An 11,992-nucleotide genomic window follows, 5' to 3' on the forward strand; every position below is an offset into this window, starting at 1 on the left:
CTTCAGTATTCACAACAGAAATTCAGGCGGCCTGCGGCTCGAGTTCGCTGTCGCGGTGCTCGATCGCCAGCGGGATGGCTTGAGCGTCGGCTAACGTGCTCCAGGTGATGAGCTCGAACGTGCCGTCCTCATGCTCGGCGATCGCCGTACAGCTCTCCACCCAGTCGCCGGTGTTGATATAGCGCACGCCGTCCATGTCCTCGATCACGGCATGGTGGATGTGGCCGCAGATGACGCCGTCGGCGCCATGCTTTCGGGCTTCGTCGGCCACGACGCGCTGGAACTCGCCGATGAAATTGACGGCATGCTTCACCTGCAGCTTGGCCCAGGCGGAGAAAGACCAATAGGGCATGCCCATGCGGCGGCGGATCGCGGCCAGCACGACGTTGATCTTGATCGCCGTGTCATAGGCCCAGTCCCCGAGATAGGCGAGCAGGCGGGCATTGCGGACGACGACGTCGAACTCGTCTCCATGCAGGATCAGGTATTTCTTGCCGTCCGCGCCGTCATGCATCATGCGCTCGGCGACTTCGATACCGCCGAAATGCATGCCGGGGAAGTCGCGCAGGAATTCGTCGTGATTGCCCGGGATATAGACGACCCGCGTGCCCTTGCGGGCCTTGCGCAGCAGCTTCTGCACGACGTCGTTGCAGACCTGCGGCCAGTACCAGCTGCGCTTCAGTCGCCAGCCGTCGACGATGTCGCCGACGAGGAATATCGTATCGGCGTCGTGGTAGCGGAGAAAATCGAGGAGGAAGTCCGCCTTCGCCGCCTTCGAGCCGAGATGCACATCGGAAATGAACAGAGTACGGAAGTGTCGAGTATCCATATTGTCTTTCACAAGCATCTTGCCTGCGTCCTATCGTTCATCTCGCCTTCCAAAATCAGACTCGTGTTTCAGGAAGATGACAGATGCGCGAATTGGCGCATCGCAGCGCTCACGAGTTTTCCGCCCGGATGCGAATTTCTGACTGTCCCTTCCAGCCGATTGATGTATGGAGAAGTCTTCAAAAGATGTGAGTGCGGCAGCGGAGACGGCAATGGATCATCAGGAAAAATCCAAGACGGAGAAGAACGAGACAGGCGGAAACCTCGACGAACAGGCGCTTTTCTTCCATCGTTATCCCCGTCCCGGCAAACTTGAAATCCAGGCGATCAAGCCGCTCGGCAACCAGCGCGACCTGGCACTCGCCTATTCGCCCGGCGTCGCAGCACCTTGCCTTGCGATCCGTGACAATCCGGAGACGGCCGCCGATTATACCTCGCGCGCCAATCTCGTCGCCGTCATCTCCAACGGCACAGCGGTTCTCGGCCTCGGCAACATCGGCCCGCTCGCCTCCAAGCCCGTCATGGAAGGCAAGGCCGTTCTCTTCAAGAAGTTTGCAGGCATCGACGTCTTCGACGTCGAAATCGAGGCCCCCACCGTCGACCAGATGGTCTCCACCATCGCCTCGCTCGAGCCGACGTTCGGCGGCATCAATCTCGAGGACATCAAGGCGCCGGAATGCTTCGAGGTCGAGCGCCAGCTTCGCGGGAAGATGAAGATCCCGGTCTTCCATGACGACCAGCACGGCACGGCCATCATCGTCGCCGCCGCGATCCTTAACGGACTGGAACTTGCCGGCAAGAAGATCGAGGATGTGAAGATCGTCGCCTCCGGCGCGGGTGCCGCAGCACTCGCCTGCCTCAACCTCCTGGTGACGCTCGGCGCGAAGCGCGAAAACATCTGGGTCCACGATATCGAAGGCCTCGTCTATGAAGGCCGCACCGAACTGATGGACGAATGGAAGGCTGTCTATGCACAGAAAAGTAAGATGCGTACGCTCGCCGACAATATCGGCGGCGCCGATGTTTTCCTTGGCCTTTCGGCTGCCGGTGTCCTGAAGCCCGACCTCCTGTCACAGATGGCGGACAAGCCGCTCATCATGGCTCTCGCCAATCCGACCCCTGAAATCATGCCAGACCTCGCGCGGGCCGCCCGCCCGGACGCAATGATCTGCACCGGCCGCTCGGACTTCCCGAACCAGGTGAACAACGTCCTCTGCTTCCCCTATATCTTCCGCGGCGCGCTCGATTGCGGCGCCACCGCCATCAACGAAGAAATGAAGATGGCGGCCGTCAAGGCCATCGCGGGGCTTGCCCGCGAGGAAGTGTCGGACGTCGCGGCCCGCGCCTATTCCGGCGAGACGCCTGTCTTCGGTCCGAATTACCTCATTCCTTCGCCCTTCGATCCGCGTCTCATCCTGCGCATCGCCCCGGCTGTCGCCAAGGCCGCCGCCGAGACGGGCGTCGCGTCGCGGCCGATTGCCGATTTCGACGCCTATCTCGATCAGTTGAACCGCTTCGTTTGGCGTTCGGGCTTCGTCATGAAGCCGATCTTTACCAGCGCCAAGCTTTCTGAGAAGAAACGCGTCATCTTCGCGGAGGGAGAAGACGAGCGCGTCCTGCGCGCGGCTCAGGTTCTGCTGGAGGAAAAGACCGGCGAGCCGATTCTGATCGGCCGCCCCTCGGTCATCGAGGCTCGCCTCAAGCGGTTCGGCATCCGCATTCGCCCGAACATCGATTTCGCCGTGGTGAATCCCGAAGACGACCCGCGCTACCGCGACTATGTCGAAGACTACTTCGCCCTCGTCGGCCGCGCCGGCATCAATCCGGAAGCCGCCCGCACGATCGTGCGCACCAACAACACGGTTATCGGCGCCTTGTCGGTGAAGCGCGGCGAGGCGGATGCCCTCATCTGCGGCGTGGAAGGCCGCTTCGACCGCCACCTGAAAGACGTCGGCCAAATCATCGGCAAGCGGCCAGGTGCCTGCACCTTCGCCGGTCTCAGCCTATTGATCACCCAGAAAGGGCCGGTCTTCTTCGCCGATACCTTCGTGAACTACAATCCGACACATGAGGAAATCGCCGAGATCGCCGTTCTCGCGGCCCAGGAGGTTCGCCGCTTCGGCATTACGCCGAAGGCCGCGCTGATCTGCCATTCGAATTTCGGCTCCCGAAACTCCGAGAGCGCACGCAAGATGCGCGATGCCCTGCAGCTCGTGCGCGAACAAGCACCCGATCTGGAGGTCGATGGTGAAATGCAAGCCGGTTCTGCACTGTCGGAAGCGCTGCGCAAGCGCGCCATGCCGGATAGTTCGCTTGCCGGCGAAGCCAACCTATTGCTTTTCCCGAACCTCGATGCCGCCAACATCTCGCTCGGCCTCGTCCGCACCATGATGGATGCGCTCCATGTCGGCCCGATTCTGCTGGGGACCGCACAGCCTGCGCATATCCTGTCGACTTCGGTCACCTCGCGCGGCGTGGTCAACATGGCCGCGCTTGCCGTCGTCGAGGCTTCTCAGCCGGCGTAAGTTGTCGCAAAATGCGAAAATGCGTTACAATTGCGTCGCCAGCTTGTTAACGGAAGCAGGTTAGAAAGCCGGGATGCGGCGAATGTCACGCCGTGCTCTGGCCTGACCTTGCTGCGGGATGATGCCGTGAAACGCCGAAACCTGACCCTTGCGATCCTGCTTGCCTTGGCCGCGCCTGCTGCCGCGCAGACGCATGCGATCTGCGACGACCTGCGCGGCCGCATCGCCGATCTGCCCCATGTCATCGGCAACGGCCCCGAAGTCCGCCAATATGCGAGCGCGATCGCCGAGCAGAATCTCGAGCTTCGTAAAGTCCGCAACGACCTTCGCGGCTACGGCTGCTCGATGGACAGCATGGTCGTGATCGGCGGCGAGAATGCGGATTATTGCAGCGAGCTGCAGCAGTCCGAGGCGCGCATGGTCGACAACATTCGATACCTGCAGGAGCGGCGCAACGAACTGCGCAATCAGGGCGGCGCCGATTATCGCGCGCGCCGCGAGCTGATGGCGGCGCTCGAAGACAACGGCTGCAACGACGAGCTCGACTATGCGCCGGATCCGCAGGCCTATGCGCCGGCACCAAGTCCCGAAGAACAGGCGATGCGGAGCGATACCTTCATTCCGCTTGGAGAAGGCGAACACGGCGACATGCAATATGGCGTGCCGCGCGGCGAGCTCATGTCGCATGTCAGCACCATGTGCGTGCGCACCTGCGACGGCGGCTTCTTCCCGATCACCACGAATGCAACATCGATCGATTTCAACCGCGACGCAGCGACGTGTTCGAAAATGTGCCCCGGTATCGAGACGGAGCTTTTCTATCAAGACATCTCGAATACCGAAGCCGCAAACATGATCTCGGCCTCGACCGGTGCGCCCTACAGCGCCATGCAGAATGCCTTTGCCTACAAGAACCGCGCGCCCGGCCAAAAGTCCTCCTGTTTCTGCAATCTCTCTGCCTACTACGAGAACATGCGCAAGAATCAGGCGATCAGCGAACCGCCGAGGAAAGGCTCGATCACCAGTATCAAGACGAAGCCGCCATCGGGCGCCGCATCCACGCCTGCCCCGCAGCCGCAGGTGCCGGACCGCCCTTATGACCCGGCGAACAGCAAAGTCCGCCAGGTCGGTCCGCAGTTTCTCGCCGGCGATCAGGGCGCGATCGATCTCAAGAACCCCGCAACGCCCGGACCGCAGCCGCAGCAGAACTGACGCGGCGCTACTGGCTTCCCCATCGGTCGGAGAAGACCAGTTCTTCCAGCGGCAAGCGCTGTCGCCAGCCTTTCACGGCCAGTTCCGGCGCGGTGTAAAGCTGATCGACATAACCGAGGCAAAGCCAGGCGACGATCTCGATCCGCTCCGGAATGCCGAGCAGTTCCCGAATATCCGCATCGTGGAAGATGCTGACCCAGCCGACCCCGACGCCTTCGGCCCGGGCCGCAAGCCACAGGTTCTGCACGGCGCAGACGGTCGAATAGACATCCGTACGCGGATTGTGGGTGCGGCCGATGACCACCGGCCCTGCCCTGTCCGGATCGCAGGTGACGCAGATGCTGAGCGGTGCCTTGCGGATGCCTTCGAGCTTCAGGCTTCTGTACATATCCCGCCGCTCCTCTTCAAACATCTCGGCCGCTTCCTTGTTGGCGCGCGAAAACGCCTGCCACGCGGCCTGGCGCACCTTCGGATCGCGGATCACGATGAAATTCCAGGGCTGCATGAAACCGACCGACGGCGCGGCATGCGCTGCCCCAAGCAGCCGCGACACCAGATCGTCGGGCAGAGGATCGGGCAGAAACTGGTCGCGCACGTCGCGGCGCGTTTCGATGGCTCTATAGACCGAGGCCCGGTCGTGTTCGGAGAACTCGCCGGCCGGCACCAGCGCGCGGGCGAAAGGATCAAGTTGCATCGTTAAATCCCCAACAATGCTTGAGCACCCGCACCGCAGCGCGGGAAGCGTCAAAACCTCGCCGCCGTCCGCGCGGTTCGGTCTATCTTGCCAGGCCGGTCTTCTGACTTGGCGTCACCCGCTTTCTGCGGCCTTCCCGGCAGATGCCAGTGGCCATTGTTGCAGCAAGCGTCAGCCTCACAGCGTTGGGCACGTTCCGGTCCTTCACCGGATTCCCGATTCTCCTGCTGGATGCAGGCACCTGACGGCAGTCTCTATCTCCTGAGTCGGCGCCTCGTTCAAGTCTCCGGGAAGTAACGCACATAGGCAAATTCGTCACCATCCGGTGACCAGCAGGGTACATTGATCGTGCCCTGCCCACCGAAGAGCTCGAACAGCGTAGTCAGGTTGTCGCCGTCTATGTCCATCAGCCGCAGCCGCACATCAAGGTCGCGCGGATGATCGAAGACCTCCGGATCGTAAGAAAGGATCAGCACCTTGTCGTTCTTCGGTGAAGGATGCGCAAACCAGTTGCCGTAATTGTCGTGCGTCACCTGCTCCAGGCCGGTTCGATCCGGATGGATGCGCCAGATCTGCATGAGACCGGTGCGGCTGGAGTTGAAGTAGATCCATTTCCCGTCGGCCGAATAATCCGGCCCGTCGTTTCGCCCCTCGCCATGCGTCAGCCGCTTTTCGGGGCCACCATCGACGGAAATCGTATAAATGTCGAAGACGTCGTCGCGAATGCCGCAATAGGCGAGCTCCTTCCCGTTCGGCGACCAGCCGTGCCAATAGGAGGGCAGATTGTCGGTAATCAGCCGCGGCGTCCCGCCAGCCGCCGGCAGAATATAGATCGCCGACTTGCCGAATTCCGTCTTGTCCGAAATGACGATTTGTGTCCCGTCCGGCGAAATGCCGTGATCGTTATTGCACTGCGTCGCAAAATCCGTATCGACCTGCTGGAGGCCGCCGGAGCCGTCCGGCCGCAGCCGGTAAAGCAACCCGTCGCCATTCAACAGCATATAGGCGCCATCGGGCGAAAAATTCGGCGCCTCGATCAGCTTTTCCGTCTGGACGACAATCCGGCTTTCCCCGGTGCGGATATTATAGATCTCGACCGAACTGCGCATGCATCCTCCAGGATTTTGGGTTACCGGTCGCGGAACCGGTTGGTGATCGGGTAGCGGCGATCGCGCCCAAAGTTCTTCTTGGTGATCTTCACGCCCGGAGCCGACTGCCGGCGCTTGTATTCGGCGAGATAGAGCAGATGCTCGACGCGGTGGACGGTCGCCACATCATGCCCACGCGCGAGGATCTCCTCGACCGCCATCTCCTTCTCGATGAGGCATTCGAGGATGTCGTCGAGCACCGGATAAGGCGGTAGCGAATCCTGGTCCGTCTGGTCCGGGCGAAGCTCGGCGGACGGCGCCTTGTCGATGATGTTCTGCGGGATCACCTCGCCGGACGGCCCCAGCGCGTCCGGCGGCACATGACCATTGCGCCAGCGCGACAGCGCATAGACCTGCATTTTGTAGAGGTCTTTGATCGGATTGAAGCCGCCGTTCATGTCGCCGTAGAGCGTCGCATATCCAACCGACATTTCCGACTTGTTGCCGGTCGTGACCACCATGGAACCGAACTTGTTGGAAATCGCCATCAGGATCGTGCCGCGCGCCCGGCTCTGCAAGTTCTCCTCGGTAATGCCGCTATCGGTTCCTTCGAACAGCGGCGAGAGCGCTGAGGTGAAGCCCTTCACCGGCTCCTCGATCGGCACGATGTCGTAGCGGCATCCGAGCGCCTTGGCGCAGTCGGCCGCATCCTTCAGCGAATCGGTTGACGTGTAGCGATATGGCAGCATCACCGTTCGGACGCGCTCCTCGCCGAGCGCATCGACGGCGATCGCCGCGCAGATCGCCGAGTCGATGCCGCCGGAGAGGCCGAGGACGACATTCTTGAAGCCGTTCTTATTCACATAATCGCGGAAACCGACCAGGCAGGCGCGATAGTCGGCCTCGTCGGGCTCGGGAATACGTGACATCGGGCCTTCGCTACAGCGCCAGCCGTTTTCGCCGCGCTTCCAGGTCGTCACCGCCAGCGCGGTTTCGAACTGGCTCATCTGGAAGGCCAGCGATTTGTCGCCATTGAAGGCGAAGCTCGCACCGTCGAAGACGAGTTCGTCCTGCCCGCCGAGCTGATTGGCGAAGATTAGCGGCAGGCCGGTTTCGATCACCTGCTTGAGCGCCACCTGATGGCGCACGTCGACCTTGCCGCGATAATAGGGTGAACCGTTCGGCACCAGCAGGATTTCGGCGCCACTTTCGGCGAGTGTCTCGCAGACGCCGAGATCGTTCCAGATCTCTTCGCAGATCGGCACGCCGATCCGCACGCCGCGGAAATTCACCGGCCCCGGCATCGATCCTTCGGAAAAGACGCGCTTCTCGTCGAACTCGCCGTAGTTCGGCAGGTCGATCTTGTCACGCAGCACCAGGATCTGGCCGCCGTCGAGAACTGCAACCGAGTTATGCCGCCCCGTCTTTCCCTGCCGCGGGAAGCCGACGATGACGCCGGGGCCGCCGTCTGCGGTATCGGCCGCGAGGTCCTCGACCGCCTTCAGGCAGGCCCTCAGAAAGGCCGGTTTCAGCACGAGGTCTTCCGGCGGATAACCGGAAATGAAAAGCTCCGTCAGAAGCAGCAGATCCGCGCCTTGGCGGGCCGCATCGGCGCGTGCCTCACGAGCTTTGGCGAGGTTTCCGGCGACATCGCCGACTGTCGGGTTCAACTGGGCAACGGCAATCTGGAGCGTATTCAAAGGAGCGTTTTCCTGTGTCATGTCATCCATTTAGCGCGGGCCGCCCGCCGCTTCAATTGCCCGCGCCATGAAAAGCCGCGGGGTCTGCCGGGCGAAAAACTCAAACCATAGGGAAAAGCCGGGAAACCGAAAGGTTCATCTAGCGTTCATGACAGGCATGTGACACTTCGGTGAAGATTTTATGACGTCGGAGTATGCCGTTGATTGCGTTGATAATGAAGTCCGTACCGGCCAGAAAAGCAGCACCGCTTTCCGCCGGTTTCGGGTCGAGTGTTCAGTCTCCGGCAGCGCGCGCGGCAATCGGCATCGTATTTTCGTTTTCTCTCGCTTTCCTCAGCGTTATCACCGTCGAGTGGATTGCGCGCGGCACGTTGACCGATGTCGGCGAGTTCCTGACATCGACGGTTAGGCCCGGCATGACGACCGTCGCCATGCTGACGATCGTGATGTTGACCCTCGATGCCGTATTTGGACGGCGCTACCAATCGGCATTGGTATTGATCCCGCTTTTCCTGATCCCGGCCTTTGTCTCCAATCAGAAGCAGCACTTTCTCTCCGACCCCTTCTATCCGTCCGACGTACTCTTTACCCGTCAGATCATGGAGCTGCTGCCGGTCATGGTGCGAGACAGCCCGTGGACCGCCACAGCACTTCTCGTCGGCATCGTGCTTTCCACCGCAGGCATCGTTTTCGCATGGCGTTATGCCTGGCAGAACTTCCCGAAACTCTCTCGCCAGGCGCGCCTGCGCCACCTCTGCCTCGGGTTGCCGGTGCTAACGGCCTTCGCGTCGCTCATGGACTATTCGCAATATTCCTACATTCGCGACCGCCTGCAGGTGGTACCGATGATGTGGGACCAGAAGGAGAACTACCGCAGCAACGGCTTCATACTGGCCTTCCTCTTCAACATCCCGATGGCCGATGTCGCAGCGCCCGCCGGTCTCAACGCCGATGCGCTCGACGCGATCCCCTCGCGCAACTACGGCTATCTAACCGGCCCGGAAGAAAAGCCGGACATCATCATGCTGATGAGCGAGTCCTTTTGGGATCCGATGAGGTTGAAAAACCTCTCATTCAGCGCCGATCCGATGCCGAACGTCCGCGCCGCGCAGTCCGGCTACGTCTTCTCGCCGGAATTCGGCGGCATGACCGCCAATGTCGAATTCGAGGCACTGACCGGCTTCTCGAATGCCTTCCTGCCTTATGGCAGCATTCCTTACCAGCAATATGTCCGCAGCGACGTGCCCTCGCTTGCCACCTTCTTCCGCGGCGAAGGCTATATCGCCCGCGCCCTGCACCCCTTCAGCGGCTGGTTCTGGAACCGAAACCAGGTCTACAAGGATTTCGGTTTCGAGGAATTCCGGACCGAAGAAACGATGCCGCCGATGGAAAAGCGCGGCATCTTTGCCTCCGACGATTCCCTGATGAAGGAGATCATGCGCGAGGGCGACGGCCTCGATAAGCCGTTCTTCTTCTTCGCTGTCACCTTGCAGGGACATGGTCCCTACGAGCCGTATCGCTATGCACGCAACACGATCGGCATCCGCGGCAACATTCCGGAGGCCGACCGTGCGACGCTTGCGACCTATACGCAGGGCGTGAAGGAAGCTGACGACAGTCTCAAGATGCTGATGGATTGGGCCTCGAAGCGTGAGCGCGAAACGATCATCGTACTCTGGGGCGATCACCTGCCGCCGCTCGGCAACGTCTATATGAGCGCCGGCTACATGGCGGACCAGGTCGCGACCCGCAGGGCGCCGCTCGACGTGATGAAGCGCGAGCGTGAAACGCCGCTGGTCATCTGGTCGAACAAGAAAGGCGTGAAGGAGAACGTCGGCACGATCAGCCCGTCGCTGATCTCCTACAACCTCCTCAAGTTCGCCGGTTTCGAGCATCCCTTCTACACCGGCTTCCTCGGCCGCGTGCAGAAGAAATACGACATCATCGACCGTTACCAACTGGCGGCGCGCAACAACAAGGCGACGCCGGACTGGGTGCGCGACCGGAAAAAGCTCGATCCTCTTGTGCGTGATTACGGCTACCTGCAGCACGACATCATGTTCGGCAAGGCGCGGACGCTAGAGCGCTTTTTCCCAAAGCACGACCTGTTTGCCGAGGGCTACCAGGGCCATTGAGGGCAGTCAGCGGCTGCGGATACGCGCCGCCACGCATGGCCGCTCCATGCAAGACGAAGCCCGTGACATCCTCCGCACGGCGCTGGCCGTCGTCAACCGTCAGCACGCAACCTCTCCGAGGCCATTCGCAGACGCGTGCTGCCCCGTTGGTGGTGTCGGAGCTTGACATTCCACCGCGCGAAACGATCCGCGACCTACCGGATTTCGACAACGATACCAATGTCATTTCGGAACTGCTGATGCGGTCACCGAATGTGGACATCGTTGACTGGCTCGTGAGGCAGCACTCTTCATCGGTATTCACGACGGCGGTTACGGAAGCCGAAATCCTTTACGGGCTGCGCATTCTTGCCGAGGAGCGCCGCCGCCAGGAGCTCGAGGCCGCTATCCTGCCGATTTTGCGCGAAGATATCGGCGGGCGTGTCCTGCCCTTCGATCGGGGCGCATCAGATGTCTGTGCGACCATTGCCACGAACCGTCGCAAACCGGCCGACCGATCAGCCAATTCGACGACCAGATCGCAGCCATTGCCATCTCACGTGTGGCGTCACTTGCAACCCGCAACATGACCGACTTCGACGGAATTGGCCTTGATGTTATCAATCCCTGGAGGATTCGGTGATGGTGGCAAAGGCGCAAGCTGAGCGCACCATCGCTGACGAAGCAGATCTTCCACCCGTGGTGCCAAATATCGGAGCCAGTCATGCATAGTATCTCGAATTTCGTTCACCTGCATTTCGACAGGCCGACCGAGGAACTCGGCGACATCGAAAAACGCGTCCTCAGGAGGACACACGAACGCAAGGTCATCTCGACCGACGTCAACGAAGCCTTTGCCGCCGAGGCGAGTTTCGGAGCGCGCGTCGCTGACGGTATCGCAAGGGTCGGCGGCTCCTGGTCCTTCATCATCGCCTTCCTCGCTTTCCTCGCGATCTGGGCGGTAATCAACACGATTGTCCTCGCGACGCGCGCCTTCGACCCCTACCCCTTCGTCTTCCTGAACCTGATCCTCTCCATGCTTGCCGCAATCCAGGCGCCGATCATCATGATGTCGCAGAACCGGCAGGCCGAGCGCGACCGCTTCGAAGCAGCCAAGGATTATGAAGTAAATCTCAAGGCCGAGCTCGAGGTCCTGTCGCTGCACCAGAAAATCGACATTCACGTCGTGACCGAACTCGCTGCACTGCGCGAAGAGGTCGGACGCCTGAACGCTTCGCTGGCCGCGAAAGGGGTTTAAACACCTTTGGCGTATTGCGGCGCGCCATCGTTGATCTCATAGAAATCGCCCTTGTCGGCACAGTAGATATGATACCCGAAGGAAAGCCCGCTCGGCAGGTTGAAGGCGCCGGCCATCACGGATACTTCTGGCGATCCCTTCCTCTGCCAGAAGAGCGCCGAGCCGCAGTTTGCGCAGAAGCCGCGCTCAGCCGTCTCGCTCGACCGGTACCAGCGGATCGAGCTCTTGCCCTCGATCGTCAGGCTATCCCGGGAGACGTCGCAAGACGCGTAGTAGAGCCCCGTCTGCCGTCGGCACTGCGAGCAATGACATGCGACGACCGGACCGGGCTTGCTCTTGCTCGTAAACCTCACCGCCCCGCAGGCGCAGCCGCCCGTAGATTCCTTCGTCATTCGGACCCCCGTTCTCGATGGACTGCGAGATTGGCCGCTTGCCTGGGGCTGCGTCAAATCCAATTCCTTGAAGCAGAGCGTCAGAAATTTTGATGCCGAGATTCTTGAAATGCCACGACCAGCAATCTGTGCACGTTCAATAAAGAAAGCCCGGCGCTGGGCCGGGCTCTCGATTTCAGTC

At 61.0% G+C, this 11,992-nt stretch carries 9 protein-coding genes, 1 pseudogene and 1 riboswitch; of the genes and pseudogenes, 5 read left to right on the forward strand and 5 right to left on the reverse strand.

All coding sequences use genetic code 11. The features are described 5' to 3' along the window. Window positions 1-22: 22 nt before the first annotated feature. Window positions 23-829 (reverse strand): UDP-2,3-diacylglucosamine diphosphatase, encoded by an 807-nt coding sequence (locus ISN39_RS09085; protein ID WP_194729825.1) that lies wholly within the window; start codon window positions 827-829, stop codon window positions 23-25. Between the two features lie 211 nt (window positions 830-1,040). On the opposite strand from ISN39_RS09085, the gene ISN39_RS09090 reads away from it, so the two are divergent. Together ISN39_RS09090 and ISN39_RS09095 are read left to right on the forward strand one after the other, a co-directional pair. Next, window positions 1,041-3,353: an NADP-dependent malic enzyme gene (locus tag ISN39_RS09090; protein WP_074068414.1), complete on the forward strand. Its 2,313-nt coding sequence runs from the start codon at window positions 1,041-1,043 to the stop codon at window positions 3,351-3,353. 126 nt (window positions 3,354-3,479) lie between these two features. Further along, window positions 3,480-4,565 (forward strand): DUF2865 domain-containing protein, encoded by a 1,086-nt coding sequence (locus ISN39_RS09095; protein WP_194729826.1) that lies wholly within the window; start codon window positions 3,480-3,482, stop codon window positions 4,563-4,565. A gap of 7 nt (window positions 4,566-4,572) precedes the next feature. Here the strand turns inward: ISN39_RS09095 and bluB are convergent, their stop codons facing one another. From bluB to ISN39_RS09110, 3 genes are all read right to left on the reverse strand, one after another. Continuing rightward, window positions 4,573-5,259 (reverse strand): 5,6-dimethylbenzimidazole synthase, encoded by a 687-nt coding sequence (bluB, locus tag ISN39_RS09100; RefSeq protein WP_074068416.1) that lies wholly within the window; start codon window positions 5,257-5,259, stop codon window positions 4,573-4,575. A gap of 75 nt (window positions 5,260-5,334) precedes the next feature. Continuing rightward, a riboswitch (cobalamin riboswitch) is annotated at window positions 5,335-5,519 on the reverse strand. An 18-nt stretch (window positions 5,520-5,537) separates the two neighbouring features. Then, window positions 5,538-6,368 (reverse strand): PD40 domain-containing protein, encoded by an 831-nt coding sequence (locus tag ISN39_RS09105; RefSeq protein WP_194729827.1) that lies wholly within the window; start codon window positions 6,366-6,368, stop codon window positions 5,538-5,540. Window positions 6,369-6,388: 20 nt separating this feature from the next. Continuing rightward, window positions 6,389-8,068 (reverse strand): NAD+ synthase, encoded by a 1,680-nt coding sequence (locus ISN39_RS09110; protein WP_194730136.1) that lies wholly within the window; start codon window positions 8,066-8,068, stop codon window positions 6,389-6,391. 179 nt (window positions 8,069-8,247) lie between these two features. Here ISN39_RS09110 and ISN39_RS09115 point away from each other — a divergent pair, with 179 nt between their 5' ends. The 3 genes and pseudogenes from ISN39_RS09115 (at window position 8,248) to ISN39_RS09130 (ending at window position 11,419) form a co-directional block, all read left to right on the forward strand. Next, window positions 8,248-10,182 (forward strand): LTA synthase family protein, encoded by a 1,935-nt coding sequence (locus tag ISN39_RS09115; RefSeq protein ID WP_246763312.1) that lies wholly within the window; start codon window positions 8,248-8,250, stop codon window positions 10,180-10,182. 239 nt (window positions 10,183-10,421) lie between these two features. Beyond that, window positions 10,422-10,804: pseudogene (locus ISN39_RS09125) on the forward strand (type II toxin-antitoxin system VapC family toxin). 81 nt (window positions 10,805-10,885) lie between these two features. Next, window positions 10,886-11,419, forward strand: coding sequence for a DUF1003 domain-containing protein (locus tag ISN39_RS09130; RefSeq protein WP_194729828.1), 534 nt, complete (start codon window positions 10,886-10,888; stop codon window positions 11,417-11,419). On the opposite strand, the gene ISN39_RS09135 is transcribed toward ISN39_RS09130, so the two are convergent. Further along, complete coding sequence (locus tag ISN39_RS09135) at window positions 11,416-11,811, reverse strand: GFA family protein (protein WP_194729829.1); 396 nt, start codon at window positions 11,809-11,811, stop codon at window positions 11,416-11,418. The genes ISN39_RS09130 and ISN39_RS09135 overlap by 4 nt on opposite strands. Window positions 11,812-11,992 lie beyond the last annotated feature (181 nt).

Source organism: Rhizobium sp. 007 (assembly GCF_015353075.1).
Classification (GTDB): Bacteria; Pseudomonadota; Alphaproteobacteria; order Rhizobiales; family Rhizobiaceae; genus Rhizobium.